The organism is Methylocella sp., from assembly GCF_041905455.1.
Taxonomy (GTDB): Bacteria; Pseudomonadota; Alphaproteobacteria; order Rhizobiales; family Beijerinckiaceae; genus Methylocapsa.
In genome coordinates this window covers 115660-131956 of record NZ_JAYRLA010000008.1, presented here as the reverse complement: position 1 = coordinate 131956, position 16297 = coordinate 115660, and the positions used below count along the sequence as shown (strand labels likewise).

The window sequence follows — 16297 nt, the reverse complement described above, 5'->3', positions numbered from 1 at the left end:
GCCCATGTCTTTTCGCGCCTGGTCTTTTCGCGCTCGGCCTTTTCGCGCTTGGCGAACGCGGCTGAGACGAGCGGCCGGCTCGATCGCCCTCGCGTGCGGCTGGCGCCGGCGCCTCTTCGCCTTTTCCGCCGGCGCCTGCGGCGCTCTCGCGCTCCCGCCGCTCGGGCTCATGCCGGCGCTCGCGCTCGCGCTCGTCCCTGCGGTCTGGCTGATCGACGGCCGCGTGTTTGACGCCTCTTCACGAAGGGCGGTCGTCCGCGGCTGCTTCGCCGACGGCTTCGCCTTCGGCTTCGGCTATTTTCTCGCCGGGCTGTGGTGGCTCGGCGCGGCCTTCCTGGTCGAGGCCGATCAGTTCGCCTGGGCGCTGCCGCTCGGCGTCCTCGGCCTGCCCACCGTCCTCGCGCTGTTTCCGGCGGCGGGATTTTCGCTCGCCGGCTTTCTCTGGACGCCAGGCCCTTCGCGCGTGCTCGTCTTCGCCGCGGCGCTTTCGGCGAGCGAATGGCTGCGCGGCCATCTGTTCACCGGCTTCCCCTGGAACGCCTTCGGCATGGCGCTCGGGGGCAATCTCCTCAGCGCCCAATTCGCCTCGATCGTCGGCCTTTACGGCCTCACCACTCTGGCGCTCGCGATCTTCAGCGCGCCGGCGACGCTCGCCGACAAGCCCTTCGGCGCCCGCGCCTTCGCTCCGGGCCTTCTCGCGGCGGCGGCGCTCGCCAGCCTCTTCGCCTTTGGCGCGCTGCGGCTGGCGCGCGGGGAGACGCGCTTCGTCAAGGATGTCGAAATCCGCCTGATGCAGCCGAACATGGCGCTCGACGACAAATTCAGCGCCAAATTCGGGCGCGAGATCGTCGAGCGCTATCTCGCCCTGTCGCAGCTCGACCGCCCGCCGCCGGACGGCGACGCCATGCTTCTCGTCTGGCCGGAGTCGGCTTTCCCGTTCATCCTGTCGCGCAGCCCCGGCGCCGTGGCCGACATCGCCGCGGCGCTGCCGCTCGGCGGCTTTCTCGCGACGGGCGCCGCGCGCGTCGCGCAGGCGCCGGGGGCGCCGGCCGACGAGGCCGAGCCCGAGCGGCTCGACCGGCCGGTCTTCTACAATTCGATCCACGTCATCTCGAGCGCCGGGCTGATCGTCGACACCTACGACAAGTCCCATCTCGTGCCGTTCGGCGAATACCTGCCCTTCGAGGCGCTGCTCTCGAGGCTCGGGCTGAAGCAGTTCGTGACGCTGCCCGGCGGATTCGCGGCGGGGCATGGACGACGCACGCTGACCGTTCCGGGCCTGCCGCCGGCGGCGCCGCTGATCTGCTACGAGGCGATCTTTCCCGGCGAGGCGCTGCCGCAGGAGCGGGACGCGCCGCGCCCCGGCTTTCTGCTCAACGTGACCGACGACGGCTGGTTCGGCCACACGCTCGGACCCGGCCAGCATTTCGCGCAGGCCCGTCTGCGCGCCATCGAGGAGGGCCTTCCCCTGCTGCGCGCCGCCAACACCGGAATTTCGGCGATCGTCGATCCATACGGGCGCATCCTCGAGAGCCTGCCGCTCGGCGCGCGGGGGCTCGTCGTCGGCGCCCTGCCGGAGGCGGCTGAGAAGACGCCTTTCGCGCGCCTCGGCGCCTTATGGAGCGCGCTGCCGTTTGCGGCGGCGGCGGCGGCCGGATCAATTATGGCTTTTTTGCGCAAGCGCATTTGACAGCATGAAATAATTGTCATGTAATTACATTCGACTTTTATCAGCGCCGTGCGCGAAACCGCGCGGCCCCGTCGACGTTGACGAATGATAAAAGAAGGACATTTTTCACTACGCATGGTTGAGCTATGACCGACCAGACCAGGGTTATGGATAAAGTCAAAAAAGTCCCCAATCCGATTGACCGTCACGTCGGCAGCCGCGTCAGGATGCGCCGCGTGATACTCGGCATGAGCCAGGAGAAGCTCGGCGAGGCGCTCGGGCTGACGTTCCAGCAGGTGCAGAAATACGAGAAGGGCGCGAACCGGATCGGCGCGAGCCGGCTCCAGCAGATTTCCCGCACGCTCGACGTGCCGCCCGCCTTCTTCTTCGAGGGCGCGCCGTCTTTCGAGGATGAGACGGCGAGCGCTCCGCCCTCGGGCGTCGCCGAGGAGGGCGGCTCGGCCTATGTCGCCGACTTCCTTTCGACCGCCGAAGGGCTCCATCTCAACTTGGCCTTCGCCCGGATTCAGGATCCGAAGGTGCGCAAGCGCATCGTCGATCTCGTGACGGCGCTGGCCGGCGAGGAGACGGGCGAGGCCTCGCTGCTGAAGCCCCGAGCCAACGGAGGGTTCAACAATTGATCGGACGGGCGACAGCCCAAACGTTCTGTCTAACGAACGAATTCGCCCAAATCGCTTGACAAAACGAACGCCATTATAGCATTTCGCCCTCTAGGAGCCGGTTCGGCGCGTCGTCGACTGGCGCGGGGCGCGATTGCGGGCGTCTCGCGCGTCGCCCACGATCCATTGCGGTCGCCAAGGCGGCGTCGCGCGGGCGCGCGTCGGCCCAGGCATCCGCAGCGGAGGGGCCGATGGCTCGAGAAAACTACCTGTTCACCAGCGAATCGGTCTCTGAGGGCCACCCGGACAAGGTCTGCGACCGCATTTCCGACGAGATCGTCGACCTGTTCTTCCGCGAAGGCGACCGCGTGGGAATGGATCCGGCCCAGATCCGCGTCGCGTGCGAGACGCTCGCCACCACCAATCGCGTCGTCATCGCCGGCGAGACGCGCGGCCCGGCGCTCGGCTTCGACGCCATCGAGCAGGCGGCGCGCGGCGCGATCAAGCGCATCGGCTACGAGCAGGCCGGCTTCCACTGGCGCGACGCCAATGTCGAGATCCTCCTGCACAAGCAGTCCGCCGACATCGCGCAAGGCGTCGACGCCGCCGGCAACAAGGACGAGGGCGCCGGCGACCAGGGCATCATGTTCGGCTACGCCTGCCGCGAGACGCCGGAGCTGATGCCGGCGCCGCTGTATTACGCGCACAAGATCCTCGAGACGCTCGCGACGGCGCGTCACGCCCGCGAGGGCGACGCGGCGAAGCTCGGCCCCGACGCCAAGAGCCAGGTCACCGTTCGCTACGTCGGCGGCAAGCCGGTCGGCGTCACGCAGATCGTGCTCTCGACCCAGCATCTCGACGAATCGCTGACCTCGGAGGACGTGCGCGCCATCGTCGAGCCCTACATCCGCGCCGCCCTGCCGGCGGACTGGATCGACGAAGAGACCGCCTGGCACGTCAATCCGACCGGCAAGTTCGTCATCGGCGGGCCGGACGGCGACACCGGCCTCACCGGCCGCAAGATCATCGTCGACACCTACGGCGGCGCGGCGCCCCATGGCGGCGGCGCCTTCTCGGGCAAGGATCCGACCAAGGTCGACCGTTCGGCCGCCTACGCCGCGCGCTACCTCGCCAAGAACGTCGTCGCCGCCGGCCTCGCCGACCGCTGCACCATCCAGCTCGCCTACGCCATCGGCGTCGCCGAGCCGCTGTCGATCTACGTCGACGGGCACGGCACGGCGAAAGTCGACGAAGGCCGGCTCGAGACGACGCTGCGCGACAGCATGAAGCTGTCCCCGCGCGGCATCCGCGAGCATCTCGGGCTCAACCGGCCGATCTACGCCCGCACCGCGGCCTACGGCCATTTCGGCCGCGCGCCGGAGTCGGACGGCGGCTTCTCGTGGGAGCGCACCGACCTCGGCGAGAAGCTCAAGGCCCATCTTTCCTGATCCCGCCGCTCCCTGACGACATGGGCGTGAAGGACGCCGAGGGCGCGCGTCCTCCCTCGGGCGGCCTGCATGGCCGCCGACGCGGCAAGGCGCTGCGCGCGCGCCACGCCGCGCTCATGCGCGAGGCCCTGCCCGCGCTCGCCGTCGACGCCTCGAGGCCGATCGACCCCGCCGCGCTGTTCGGCGGCCCGTTCAGCGCCCTCTGGCTCGAGATCGGCTTCGGGGCCGGCGAACATCTGGCCGCCCGCGCCGCGCGCGAGCCGGAGACCGGCTTCATCGGCTGCGAGGCCTTCCACAACGGGGTCGCCGGCGCGCTCGCGCTGATCGAGGCGGGCGCCCTCTCCAACGTCCGGCTCTACGAGGGCGACGCGCGCGACGTGATCGAGGCGCTGCCCGAGGATTCGCTCGACGGCGCCTGCCTGCTCTTTCCCGATCCCTGGCCCAAGCGGCGCCAGCGCAAGCGGCGGTTTCTTTCGGATGAGACGCTGGCTCGCCTCGCAAGGGTCATGAAGCCGGGCGCGCCGCTGCGTTTCGCCACCGACGTCGACGACAACGCCGGCTGGACGCTGGCCCGCGTCCTGCGCTCGTCCTTCTTCGAATGGCCGGCGCATGGGCCCGACGACTGGCGCCGCCCCTACGCTGGATGGAGCGGCACGCGCTACGAGGCCAAAGCCCTGCGCGAAGGACGCGACTGCGCCTATTTCACCTTCGTCGCCACCGGCCGCAAGCCGGCGCGGACCGGGGCCGCGCGCGTCGCCTCGGGCGCGTAGGCGATGGCGCCGCCGCGCCGCGCGCGGGGCAGGACGACACCTATGACATAGCCGACTTCGACGCTGGCGATCATCAGCCCCGCGCCGACCGCCGCGCCCAAAAGAGAGGCGTATCCTCCGGTCCAGACTATTATCCCGGCGCCTGCGATCAACATGCTGGTGGGCAAAAGGACGTAGGCCGTGAAGATACGGCCGAGACAAACGCCGAGTAGAAGGCAGGCGGCGGCGAAGACGAGCATCGGATATCTCCCGATCGTTTCTTTAGTGCTGCAAGGCGAACCCTGTAAGAATTGCAACCATGAGGCGCATGACTATATCGCAGCGCAACATATCTGCTACAACTATTTTGCGTCGCAGCGTTATTACCAACAACTTCCAGTAAGCTGCGCACGACGGCGACGAGCTGTTTTGATGTAGCACGTATTTATACTGTTGACTATCAATATTTATCATCTAGAGCTGAACTGTAGCTTCATGCTCGTCCAATTCGATGAACTCGCCCTTTTTCATAAATTCCTGCGATCCGGCCACGTCCCCCGCGACGGCGAAGGCGCGTCTCCTGCAAGAGGAACGTCTCGCGTTCCTGCTCGAGGCCGGCTGCCCCGCGGACCTGCTCGCCCAGGCCGCGGCGCTCGCGTCGGCGCAGGGCGTCGAGCCCGAGGCGGCGCTGCTGAGCCTTGGCGTCGGCGAGTCCTTTTTCTATCGCGCGCTCGCCGTCCATCTCGGCGTCGCCTTCGCCGCGCCGGCCGCCCGCCGCGGCTCCGGCGCGCGCTCTCCGCATGCGCGGCGCGCCGGCGGCGCGCCCCGCGCCGGCGCGGGGCCGCGCTGGCTCGTCGCCCCGCGCGGGGCGACGCTCGAAAGCCTGCTGCGCCGGCGCGCGCGCGGCGAGGAGATGGCCGGCAGCCTCGTCGTCACGACCCCGGCCAACATGTCGCGGCTCGTGCGCGCGCGGGCGGCGCCGGCGATCGCCGCTCACGCCAGCCTCGCGCTTCTCACGCGCGATCCGCGCCTTTGCGCCAGGGACGGGGCGAGCGAGGGACAGATCTGCGCGGGCGTCGCCGCCCTCGTCTTCGCGGCGCTCGCCTGCGCCCTCGCGCCGGCGGCGGCCAGCGTCGTCGCCATCGCCGCGAGCCTCGCCTTCCTCGCCGGGATCGTGCTGCGCCTCGTCGCCGGCCTCGCGAGCTTCGCCCCGCCGGCGCGGCGCGGCCCGCGCGTCGACGACCGGCTCCTGCCGCCTTATTCGATCATCGTCGCCCTGCACAAGGAGGCGCGCATCGTCGGCGAGCTCGTCCGCGCGCTCGAGGCGATCGACTATCCGCGCGGCAAGCTCGACATCAAGCTCGTCGTCGAAGAGCACGACGCGTCGACGCGGGAGGCGCTGGAGGCGCTGCGCCTCCCGTCCGCCTATGAGATCGTCGTCGCGCCGCCCGGCTGGCCGCAGACCAAGCCGCGCGCCCTCAACATCGCGTTGAACCTCGTCGCCGGCGACTATGTCGCGATCTTCGACGCCGAGGACGCGCCGGCGCCCGGCCAGCTGCGCGACGCCGCCGAGCGCTTCATGGAGGCCTCGCCGCGCGTCGTCTGCCTGCAGGCGCAGCTCGCCATCGACAATGTCGAGGACTCCTGGCTGACGCGCCTGTTCTCGATCGAATACGCCGCGCTGTTCGACGTGACGACCCACGGGCTCGCGAGCCTGCGCTGGCCGGTCCCGCTCGGCGGCACGTCGAATCATTTCCGCGTCGGCGCGCTGCGGCGCCTGTGCGGCTGGGACGCGTGGAACGTGACGGAGGACGCCGACCTCGGCCTGCGCATGGCGCGGTTCGGCTATCGCAGCGAGACCTTCCATTCGACGACGCGCGAGGAGGCGCCGGCGCGCATGAAGGCCTGGATCACGCAGCGCCGGCGCTGGGCCAAGGGCTGGATGCAGACCTTCATCACCCTCTCCCGCGACCCGCCGCGCCTCAGGCGCGAAGTCGGCTGGACGGGGATGGTGTTCTACGCCCTGATGATGGTCAATCTGGTGCTGGGGCCGCTGCTGTGGCCGTTCCTCAGCGCCTTCATGGCCTTCGACCTTCTGCGCTTCGGCCCGCCCTGCCCCGATTCGGAGCTCGCCCTCGTCGAGGCGACGCTATGGGTGTCCGTCGTCGGCTTCGGCGCCGGCTCGATCGTGTGGATCGCGCTGATCGGCATGCGCCGGCGCCGGCTGATGGGCCTGTGGGCCTTCCTGCCGCTGCTGCTGCCCTATTATCTGCTGATGTCGGCGGCGACCTGGGCCGCGCTCTACGATCTGATCCTGCGTCCGTTCCACTGGCACAAGACCGAGCATGGGCTGTCGAAGAGCTCCTGGGCGAAGGCCGGGAGGGCGCTCGTCGAGACGGGTCCGCCGATCGTCCTCGACGAGGAGATGCACCTCGCCGGCTGAAGCCTCAGCGCCCCTGCGCGAGGTCGGCGACATGCTCGCCGATGGCGAGCGAGGCGGTTAGGCCCGGCGATTCGATCCCGAACAGGCTGACGACCCTGACGCCGCCGTAATCCCCCGGACCAAGGATCAGGAAGTCGCGCGCCGGCGCGCCGGGCGGCGAGAGCTTCGGGCGCAGGCCGCAGAAGGCCGGCTGCAGCGCGCCGTCCTTGAGGTCCGGCCAGTAGCGCCTGATCGCGGCGTAGAACGAGGCCGCCCGCGACGGATCGACGACATAATCCTCCTTCTCGACCCATTCGACGTCCGGCCCGAAGCGCGCCGCGCCGGCGAGGTCGAAGGTCAGGTGCACGCCAAGGCCGCCTGAGACCGGCGCCGGATAGATGAGCCGCGCGAACGGCGCCTTCTGGCCGACGAGCGAGAAGTAATTTCCCTTGGCGAGATAGGTCCGCGGCGCAAGCGCCGGGTCGAGGCCCGCGACGCTCCGGGCGAGCTTCGTCGCGGCGAGGCCGGCGGCGTTGACGAGGAGCTTGCAGCGCAGCCGCGTCGGCGCCGCGCCGCCAAGGTCGAGCGCGACGCGTTCGCCCGTCGCCGCGCCGCCGAGCGCGGGCGTCTTGAGCGCCACGACGCCGCCAAGGGATTCAAGCTCGCCCTGCAGCGCGCGCATATAAGCGTCGCTGTCGAAAATTCCGGTCGAAGGCGAGAGCAGCGCCGCGACGCACGAGAGCCCGGGTTCGAGCGCGCGCGCCTGCGCGCCATCGAGAAGGACGACGTCGTCGACGCCGTTGCCCCGCGCGCGCTCCCTCAGCGCCTCAAGCTCGCCGATCTCCCCGGCCGAGGCCGCGACGATCATCTTGCCGCATTCGCCATGGGGGATGTGGCGCGAGGCGCAGAAATCGTAAAGCGCGCGGCGGCCCTCGACGCACAGCCGGGCCATCAGACTCCCCCTGGGATAATAGAGGCCGGCGTGGACGACCTCGCTGTTGCGCGAGGAGATTCCCGAGCCGATCCGATCGGTCGCCTCGACGACGATAACCTCGCGGCCGCGCGCGGCGAGCGCGCGGGCGGCGGCGAGCCCGATCGCCCCCGCTCCGACGACGAGGCAATCCACGCTTTCCACAGGGCGCCGCTCCCTTACGACGGCCGCCGGCCGCGCCGCGTCACCCCGCGCGCGCGGCGGCGGTCTCCTCCAGCGCCGCACCGAGCGCGCCGATCGCCTCGAGCAGCTCGGATTCCTCGATCACCAGCGGCGGGGCGAGGCGCAGCACGGTCTCATGCGTCTCCTTGGCGAGGACGCCGCGCCGCAGCAGGGCGAGGCAGACGTCCTTGCCCCTGGCGAGCGCCGGGTCGAGCTCGACGCCGACCCACAGGCCCCGTCCGCGCGCCGCGATGACCGCCGGGCTGCGCAGCGCCTCGATCGCCTCCATGAGCACGGCGCCGAGCCGCGCGCTGCGCGCCGAGAGCTCCTCCTCGCGCATCAGCGCGATCGCCTCGCGGCCGACGGCGGCGGCGAGCGGATTGCCGCCGAAGGTCGAGCCATGGCTGCCGGGCGTGAACACGTTCATCAGCGCGCGGCGCGCGACGAAGGCGGAGACCGGCAGGATTCCGCCGCCGAGCGCCTTGCCGACGGTCACGCCGTCGGGCCGCGCGTCCTCGTGCATCCACACGAAATCGCGGCCGGTGCGGCCGAAGCCCGACTGCACCTCGTCGAAGATGAGCAGAATGCCGTGGCGGTCGCAGATGCGGCGAAGGTCGGAGAGATAGCCGCGCGGCGGCACGATCACCCCGCCCTCGCCCTGGATCGGCTCGACGAGGATCGCCGCCGTGGACGGGTTGACGGCGCGCTCGGCCGCGCCCGCGTCGCCGAACGGGACATGGGCGAAGCCGGGCGCGAACGGCCCGAAGCCGCGCCGCGCGTTGGGATCGTCCGAGAAGCCGACGATGGTGGTGGTGCGGCCGTGGAAATTGCCGTGCGCGACGATGATCTCCGCCGTATCCGGCGGAATCGCGAGCTCGTCATAGGCGTAGCGGCGCGCCGCCTTGATCGCCGTCTCGACCGCCTCCGCCCCCGTGTTCATGACGAGACAGGCGTCGAGCCCGCAAAACTCCGCGAGCTCCTGGCAGAAGGCGCCGAGATTGTCGCTGTGGAAGGCGCGCGAGACGATGTCGAGACGCTCGAGCTGGTCGCGCGCCGCCTTGACGAGGCGCGGATGCAGATGGCCGAAGCTCGCCGCCGAATAGGCGCTCATCATGTCGATATAGCGCTTGCCGGCGACGTCGAAGAGCTGCGCGCCGCGTCCATGCGACAGCACGACCGGCAGCGGCGCGTAGTTCTGCGCGCCGAAAAGCCTTTCGCGGTCGATGATGTGCTGGCCGTCCATGGACGAAGTCGTCTCCTTCAATTCGCCGAAACCTCACGTCTGCGCGTCATTTGCGGGCGAATCGCGGCGCTTGCGCTCGCCGCGCGCGCTCTTTCCGGCATTTTCCGCCTTCTTGCGCGCCCCTTTCACGGCTGTGTGGCCGCGCGGGAGCCGCATCGGCCATTTGACGATATGATCCGGGTAGTCGTCGAGGGCGACCTCGGTCTCGAGCGCCGCGACGCGTCCGCGCACAGATATCCCCGCCTCATGCACGCTGTCGGGCGAGCCGGAGACGAGCGGATGCCAGGCCGGCAGGTCGGCCCCCGCGCCGACGAGGCGATAGGCGCAGGTCGGCGGCAGCCAGGAGAGCGCGCGCGCCTGCGCGGGGTCGAGCTTGACGCAGTCGCGCACCCGGCGCCGGCGGCGCGCGTAGTCGGCGCATCGGCAGGCCGCGGCGTCGAACAGGCGGCAGGCGACGTCGGTGAAATGAATCTCGCCGGTGTCCTCGTCCTCGAGCTTGACGAGGCAGCAGCGCCCGCAGCCGTCGCACAGGCTCTCCCACTCGGCCTCGGTCATCTCCTCGAGCGTCTTGCGACGCCAGAACGGCGCGTCGGGCGCGCTGGTCATCCGGTTTTCCTCGTTGAAACCCATGCAGGTGCGCCGCCGGAGCCTTCGCGTCAAGCGCGGCGGCGACGCCTTTTCATATCAGGCCGGCGGCGCCTTTTCATGTCGGGCTGGCGGCGCCTTCATTTCATCCTCTTCGCGCGGCAGCCTGCGGAAGCTTTCACGCGTCTGTCGATGGGCCGGCCGGCGAAAGCCTGCTATGTCCAACACGCGCGCGCCGTACGAAGGCGCGCCGCAGGAGCCCTGACCGCAGATGTTCGACGGCCTGCGCCGATCGCGGCTTTGGACAAGCCTCGCCCGCGTCCTGCTCGCGGCCGACGCCTGGCTCGACTCCACGCTCTATCGCGCCGGCGAGGACGCGCGCGAGCGCTACGCCGACTTCAGCGCCTATATGGAGCGCTTCCGCCTGTCGGGCTGGCGGCGGGGCGCGGTCGAGATCGCCTGCGAGACGCTGACCATCGCCATCGCCGGCGGAATCCTCGCCCTCGCGCTCGCCGTGCCGGCCTTCCGCGAGACCTCCGACGACTGGCTGAAGAAGCAGGACCTCGCCGTCACCTTCCTCGACCGCTACGGCCGCGAGGTCGGCCGGCGCGGCATCAAGCACGACGATTCCGTCGGCCTCGACGAGCTGCCGGAGTCCTTCGTCGCCGCCGCGCTCGCGACCGAGGACCGCCGCTTCTACGACCATTTCGGCGTCGACGTCATCGGCACGGCGCGCGCGCTCACCGTCAACGCCAAGGCCGACGGCGTCGTGCAGGGCGGCTCGACGATCACCCAGCAGCTCGCGAAAAACCTGTTCCTGTCGAACAAGCGCACCATCGAGCGCAAGATCAAGGAGGCCTATCTCGCCCTGTGGCTGGAGTTTCGCCTCTCCAAGAAGGAGATCCTGAAGCTCTATTTCGACCGCGCCTATCTCGGCGGCGGCGCCTTCGGCGTGCAGGCGGCGGCGCAGTTCTATTTCGGCAAGTCGGCGCGCGACCTCACCCTCGCCGAATCGGCGATGCTCGCCGGCCTGTTCAAGGCGCCGACGAAATACGCCCCGCACGTCAACCTGCCGGCCGCCAGAGCGCGGGCGCACGACGTCCTCAACAACATGGTCGACGCCGGCTATCTGACCGAGGGGCAGATCTACGCCGCGCTGCGCAATCCGGCGACGCCGGTCGACCGCGCCAAGGACGCGAGCCCCGACTGGTACCTTGACTACGCCTATCAGGAGGTCAAGCGCCTCGCCGAGGACAACAAGCTCGGCGAGGAGCGCGTGCTCACCGTGCGCACCGCGCTCGACCTCGGGCTGCAGCAGCGCGCCGAGGCGACGATCGAGGATCAGCTGCGCCAGTACGGCCCGGGCTACAAGGCGAAGCAGGGCGCGATGGTCGCGATGGAGCCGAACGGCGCGCTGCGCGCCATCGTCGGCGGGCGCGACTACGGCGCCAGCCAGTTCAACCGGGCGACCGACGCCCTGCGCCAGCCAGGCTCGTCCTTCAAGCCCTTCGTCTACCTGACCGCTCTGCTCACCGGCAAATTCAAACCCTCGACCATCGTCGTCGACGCGCCGATCTGCATCGGCAACTGGTGCCCCCACAACTACAAGAACACCTACGCCGGCGCCCTGCCGCTGTCGCAGGCGCTCGCCCGCTCGCTGAACACCGTCGCGGTGCGGCTCGCGACCGCCATCGGCGACGGCAGCCCGCGCGCCGGGCGCGCCAAGATCGTCGAGAACGCGCGGGCGATGGGGCTGACGACGCCGCTCGTCGACACGGTCTCGCTGCCGATCGGCGCGGCGGAGGTGACGGTGATCGACATGGCCTCGGCCTATTGCGTGTTCGCCAACGGAGGCCTGCGCGCCCCGCCCTTCGCCGCCGTCGAGATCGCGAACGGGCGCGGCGAAACCATCTATCGCCACGACCGCGACGGGCCGCAGCCGCGCCGCCTGTTCCCCGAAGAGACCATCGCCACAATGGATTCGATGCTGCTGCAGGTGGTCGAGGGCGGCACGGCGACGCGGGCGAAGCTCGAGGGGATCGACGTCGCCGGCAAGACCGGCACGACCAACGGCTACAAGGACGCCTGGTTCGTCGGCTTCACCGGCAATTACGTCGCCGCCGTCTGGTACGGCAACGACGACGACACGCCGATGGAGAAGATGACCGGCGGCTCGCTGCCCGCCGCGACCTGGCGCGAGGTGATGGCCTATGCGCATCAGGGGATCGAGCTCAAGGCGCTGCCGGGCGGCAAGCAGCCGGCGCAGGGAGCCGCGCTCGCCGCCGCGCCGCCTGTCGCCGCCGGCGCGCCGCTTCGTCCGGCAAGCCTTTCGGCCCGTTCGGCGCAGACCCTCGGCGACATCGCCAGAGCCATGGACGAGGCGCTGGAGCAGGCGCAGAAGCGGCGCGAGGACGGCGCCGCGGCGCGCTTTTCGACGCCCGAGGACGGCCGCGTCGGCGCGCGGACGCTCGCTCCCGCGCCCGGCGGCGGCTGAACCGCCCGCCGTCCGCCTCCCGCGACCCCGCGCCCGGCCTGGTCAAACCCGTGCTGCTTCTTGGAAAATATCTCCTCGTGCTCGTCGCCGGCCTCTGCCTCGGCCTTGCGGCGACGGCTCTGACGCTCCAGACGGGCTTCGGCTTCGGCGCGACGCGCGCGGGGCCGTGGGTCGCCTTTGCGCGCCGCGACGGCGCGGGCCTCGACCCCTACGCGCGGGCGACGTTCGCCCATACGGGCGAAATCCCGCTCGGGGCGACGGAGGGGCTGAGCTTCCTCGCCCACGCGGACAGCGACGGCGGGCGGCTCGACGCGCGCTGCGACTACATCGTCTCCGGCCGCACCCCCGCCGCCCGCCGCTGGACCCTCAGCGCGCTGTCGCCCGAGGGACGCCTCCTTCCCAATGCGGCCGAGCGCTACGGCTTCACCTCGAGCGAGCTTCTGCGCGACGCGCGGGGCGGCTTCCGCATCGTCCTGTCGCGCCATGCGCGGCCGGGGAACTGGACGCCGCTGCCGCAGGCCGGCCCGTTCGCGCTGATGCTTCGCCTTTACGAATCCGAGTTCAGCGCCTCGAGCCTCGCCTTCGACGCGCAGAGCCTGCCGACGATAACGCGCGGGGACTGCTCGTGAGCCGGCTCGACCGCATCCTCGCCGGCGCGCTGTGGGCGCTCGGCGTCCTGCTGGCGGCCGCGGCCGCGCATGTCGGCGCCGTGCTCCTCCTGCCGAGGATCGTCGGCGAGCCGCCGATGCGCCGGCTCGCCGCCCTCGCCAGGCCGGGCGAGACGACGCTCCTGCCGCGCGCGACGCCCGCGGCGCAATGGGCGCCCTTCCTCGATCCGGCGCTGGCGCAGAGCGTCTGCCTGTTCGACCTCGCGCGCGGGCCGGTGCGCGTCTCCGGCCCGGTCGATCCCGAACGCATGCTGACGCTGAGCTTCCGCGCCCCGGACGGAGAAATCTTCTATTCGATGAGCGAGCACGCCGCCCAGCGCGGAACGATCGAGGTGCTGCTGCTCACCAACGACCAGCTCGAAGCGCTCGAGGCGGAGGACGAGGACGACGAGGAGCCGACGCAGGAGCTTCGCCTCGTCGCTCCGAGCGCGACCGGCTTCGTGCTGGTCGACGCCCTCGCCGATTTCCCCGGCGAGCGGGCCGACGCCGAGCGCCGCGCCGCCGCGATCTCCTGCAAGCGGGAGGAGCCGCCCGCGCCGTGACTTCGCGGCGCCCGCTTCATTTGTCGGACGTCGCCGCCCGCTCCTCGCCGACGCCGCGGTTGGCCGCCGGGCAGGCGGGGCGCGTCTGACCGGCGCCCGCCGCGGGCGCCTGCGCCACGTGCTCGCGCCACACGCCGGTGAAGAGAAGAACGTCCCCGGGCCGCCCCGGACGCGCCGCGCGCGAGCCTTCGCGCGCTGGTCTCCAAGCGATCACTTCGCCCATCAGCCTGCCCTCCGACTCGCCGGCGCGCCGCCGGCCCTCACGACGCCGAAACGCTCGATGTCCGCGCCGGCCTCGCCGATGCAGCGCCTTTCCCGCGCTTCAGGCAAGAGCCTGCGCCCTTGCGCGGCGCTCCGAAGCGCGCCGCCGCACACGCCGCTCCCGCGCCGAACGTCCGATGGACGAAAGACGTTTCGTCAACGGCCGCGGCGACCTCAGAGAAACTGGCCGAGCCCGGGAACGGACAAGGCGACGGCCCGCACCCGCTCCTCGCCCGCCCGCTCCTGAGCGTAGGCGAACAATTCGCGGCCGATCGTCTGCATCTGCGCCATGCCGAGGCCGAACCCCGTCAGGCGCGCGGCGAGGCCCATGAGCCCGCCGCCCATCTTGCCCATGAGGCCGGCGAGCGCGCCGCCCTGCGCGGCCGACGCGTCCGCCGCCTCGGCCGCCCCCGGCAGGCGGGCGAACAGCTCGTCGACGTCCTCCCGCCGCCCCTCCTTGCGCAGAAAGGCGAGAATGGCGCCGATCGCCTTGCGCGCCGCGTCCTCGTCGACGCCGGCGGCGGCGGAAATCCGCGTCACGAGCCGGTCGAGCTGATCCTTGTCCGTCATGCTTGCCCTTTCGCTCATCATCCGCCGCGAGGCTTGCCCGAACCTCGCCGGACCTCGCCAAATCCCGCTCGACATGCGCCGCCGCAACCGTGGCGCGCGCGCGTCGTCATCGCTCTGTCATGCGTCATGGCTAGGCCGTTCCCGCGCCTTCGCCCCGGGAGCCTTTCCATGACCACGATCGCCACGCAAGACTACGCCGCGCCGCCGCCGGCGGCGGTCAAGAAGCCCGACCTCGACAAGCCGATGTCGATGCGCACGCTGATCGCCCTTCTGGCGGTGCTCGGCCTCGGCCTTTTCTTCACCGCCTTCAGCATCTACCGCGACGTGTCCGCCGCCGGAACAAGCGTCAAATCCGCCCTGCCCTTCGTGCTGCTCGGCGTCGCCCTGCTGATCGCGCTCGGCTTCGAGTTCGTCAACGGCTTCCACGACACCGCCAACGCCGTGGCGACGGTGATCTACACCCATTCCCTCGCCCCGCCGGTCGCGGTCGTCTGGTCCGGCTTCTTCAACTTCCTCGGCGTGCTGTTCTCGACCGGCGCCGTCGCCTTCGGCATCGTCTCGCTGCTGCCGGTCGAGCTGATCCTGCAGGTCGGCTCGGAGGCCGGCTTCGCCATGGTCTTCGCGATGCTGATCGCGGCGATCATCTGGAACCTCGGCACCTGGTGGCTCGGCCTGCCGGCGTCCTCCTCGCACACGCTGATCGGCTCGATCATCGGCGTCGGCGTCGCCAACGCCCTGATGCGCGGGCGCGACGGCACCTCGGGCGTCGACTGGGGCAAGGCGACCGAGATCGGCTACGCGCTGCTGTTCTCGCCGATCGTCGGCTTCGTCTGCGCCGCCGGCCTGCTCCTCCTGATGAAGCTCCTCGTCCGCAAGCCCGAGCTCTACGCCGCGCCGAAGGCGCAGGGCGCGCCGCCGGCCTGGATCCGCGGCCTGCTGATCTTCACCTCGGCGGGCGTCTCCTTCGCCCACGGCTCGAACGACGGCCAGAAGGGCATGGGCCTCATCATGCTGATCCTGATCGGCACGGTGCCCACCGCCTACGCCCTGAACCGGGCCTTGCCGCCGGGCGAGGTCGCGAGCTTCATCGAAAGCTCGCACGCCGCCTCGCAGACCGTGGAGTCGATCGCCGGAGGCCATCACGTCATCGGCGACCCGCGGCCGATCGTCACCGCCTACATCGCCTCGCACGAATTCACCGAAGGCACGATGCCGGCTCTCGCGGCGCTGATCCGCGACATCGCCGGCCAGGTCGACCGCTACGGCTCGATCGCCGCCATTCCGGCGACGAGCGTCGGCAACGTGCGCAACGACATGTATCTCGCCTCCGAGGCGATCCGCTTCCTGCAGAAGGACAAGGCGGCGGCGCTCACCAAGGCCGACCTCGCTTCGCTGGCCGCCTACAAGAAGCACCTCGACGCGGCGACCCGCTTCGTCCCCGACTGGGTCAAGATCTCGGTCGCCGTCGCGCTGGGCCTTGGCACCATGGTCGGCTGGAAGCGCATCGTCGTCACAGTCGGCGAGAAGATCGGCAAAAGCCATCTCACCTATGGGCAGGGCGCCGCGGCCGAGCTCGTCGCCATGGGCACCATCGCCGCGGCCGACACGTTCGGCCTGCCGGTCTCGACGACGCATGTGCTGTCCTCGGGCGTCGCCGGGACCATGGCCGCCAACGGCTCCGGCGTGCAGATGTCCACGGTGCGCAGCCTGGCGCTCGCCTGGGTGCTGACCCTGCCCTGCGCCATCGCCCTCTCGGCGCTGCTGTTCGTGATTTTCCGCCAGTTCGAGCGTTTCATCTGACGGCGCGCCGCCGGCGCGGCTTTCTCCTCCTCGCGCGGGGCCGGACGTTCGTCCGGCCCCGTTTCGTTTCAGG

At 70.6% G+C, this 16297-nt stretch carries 15 protein-coding genes; 9 read left to right on the top strand and 6 right to left on the bottom strand.

Features of this window, described 5'->3' with window-relative positions; all coding sequences use genetic code 11:
* Window positions 1–4: 4 nt before the first annotated feature.
* The 4 genes from lnt to ACE3OG_RS08880 all read left to right on the top strand — a co-directional run bounded on the left by lnt (window position 5) and on the right by ACE3OG_RS08880 (window position 4507).
* On the top strand, window positions 5–1690 hold the full coding sequence (gene lnt / locus ACE3OG_RS08895; protein ID WP_374307836.1) for an apolipoprotein N-acyltransferase: 1686 nt from the start codon (window positions 5–7) through the stop codon (window positions 1688–1690).
* Between the two features lie 125 nt (window positions 1691–1815).
* The gene (locus ACE3OG_RS08890) at window positions 1816–2310 is read left to right on the top strand and encodes a helix-turn-helix domain-containing protein (protein ID WP_374307751.1); all 495 of its coding nucleotides are present in this window, start codon (window positions 1816–1818) and stop codon (window positions 2308–2310) included.
* 230 nt (window positions 2311–2540) lie between these two features.
* Complete coding sequence (gene metK / locus ACE3OG_RS08885) at window positions 2541–3737, top strand: methionine adenosyltransferase (protein ID WP_374307749.1); 1197 nt, start codon at window positions 2541–2543, stop codon at window positions 3735–3737.
* A gap of 20 nt (window positions 3738–3757) precedes the next feature.
* Window positions 3758–4507, top strand: coding sequence for a tRNA (guanosine(46)-N(7))-methyltransferase TrmB (locus ACE3OG_RS08880; protein ID WP_374307747.1), 750 nt, complete (start codon window positions 3758–3760; stop codon window positions 4505–4507).
* Here ACE3OG_RS08880 and ACE3OG_RS08875 read toward each other — a convergent pair.
* Window positions 4435–4746, bottom strand: coding sequence for a hypothetical protein (locus tag ACE3OG_RS08875; protein ID WP_374307745.1), 312 nt, complete (start codon window positions 4744–4746; stop codon window positions 4435–4437). The two genes, ACE3OG_RS08880 and ACE3OG_RS08875, sit on opposite strands and share 73 nt — an antisense overlap.
* Window positions 4747–4997: 251 nt before the next feature.
* Between ACE3OG_RS08875 and ACE3OG_RS08870 the strand changes: the two genes are divergently transcribed.
* Window positions 4998–6929 (top strand): glycosyltransferase, encoded by a 1932-nt coding sequence (locus ACE3OG_RS08870; protein WP_374307743.1) that lies wholly within the window; start codon window positions 4998–5000, stop codon window positions 6927–6929.
* 4 nt (window positions 6930–6933) lie between these two features.
* On the opposite strand, the gene ACE3OG_RS08865 is transcribed toward ACE3OG_RS08870, so the two are convergent.
* The 3 genes from ACE3OG_RS08865 to ACE3OG_RS08855 are packed head-to-tail and all read right to left on the bottom strand — an operon-like array spanning window position 6934 to window position 9934.
* Window positions 6934–8043 (bottom strand): NAD(P)/FAD-dependent oxidoreductase, encoded by a 1110-nt coding sequence (locus ACE3OG_RS08865; protein WP_374307742.1) that lies wholly within the window; start codon window positions 8041–8043, stop codon window positions 6934–6936.
* A 40-nt stretch (window positions 8044–8083) separates the two neighbouring features.
* Entirely contained in the window at window positions 8084–9304 is a 1221-nt protein-coding gene (rocD, locus tag ACE3OG_RS08860) for an ornithine--oxo-acid transaminase (protein WP_374307740.1), read from the bottom strand.
* A 33-nt stretch (window positions 9305–9337) separates the two neighbouring features.
* Complete coding sequence (locus ACE3OG_RS08855) at window positions 9338–9934, bottom strand: YcgN family cysteine cluster protein (RefSeq protein ID WP_374307738.1); 597 nt, start codon at window positions 9932–9934, stop codon at window positions 9338–9340.
* A 226-nt stretch (window positions 9935–10160) separates the two neighbouring features.
* On the opposite strand from ACE3OG_RS08855, the gene ACE3OG_RS08850 reads away from it, so the two are divergent.
* The 3 genes from ACE3OG_RS08850 to ACE3OG_RS08840 are packed head-to-tail and all read left to right on the top strand — an operon-like array spanning window position 10161 to window position 13593.
* The gene (locus tag ACE3OG_RS08850; protein WP_374307737.1) at window positions 10161–12383 is read left to right on the top strand and encodes a transglycosylase domain-containing protein; all 2223 of its coding nucleotides are present in this window, start codon (window positions 10161–10163) and stop codon (window positions 12381–12383) included.
* Between the two features lie 50 nt (window positions 12384–12433).
* Window positions 12434–13012, top strand: coding sequence for a DUF1214 domain-containing protein (locus ACE3OG_RS08845; protein WP_374307735.1), 579 nt, complete (start codon window positions 12434–12436; stop codon window positions 13010–13012).
* Window positions 13009–13593, top strand: a complete 585-nt coding sequence (locus tag ACE3OG_RS08840; RefSeq protein WP_374307733.1) for a hypothetical protein — start codon at window positions 13009–13011, stop codon at window positions 13591–13593. Before ACE3OG_RS08845 ends, ACE3OG_RS08840 begins: the two co-directional genes overlap by 4 nt.
* A gap of 16 nt (window positions 13594–13609) precedes the next feature.
* On the opposite strand, the gene ACE3OG_RS08835 is transcribed toward ACE3OG_RS08840, so the two are convergent.
* The gene (locus tag ACE3OG_RS08835; RefSeq protein WP_374307731.1) at window positions 13610–13816 is read right to left on the bottom strand and encodes a hypothetical protein; all 207 of its coding nucleotides are present in this window, start codon (window positions 13814–13816) and stop codon (window positions 13610–13612) included.
* A 212-nt stretch (window positions 13817–14028) separates the two neighbouring features.
* Window positions 14029–14424, bottom strand: a complete 396-nt coding sequence (locus ACE3OG_RS08830; protein ID WP_374307730.1) for a DUF2267 domain-containing protein — start codon at window positions 14422–14424, stop codon at window positions 14029–14031.
* Window positions 14425–14592: 168 nt separating this feature from the next.
* Here ACE3OG_RS08830 and ACE3OG_RS08825 point away from each other — a divergent pair, with 168 nt between their 5' ends.
* Window positions 14593–16224, top strand: coding sequence for an inorganic phosphate transporter (locus ACE3OG_RS08825; protein ID WP_374307728.1), 1632 nt, complete (start codon window positions 14593–14595; stop codon window positions 16222–16224).
* Window positions 16225–16297: the final 73 nt, after the last annotated feature.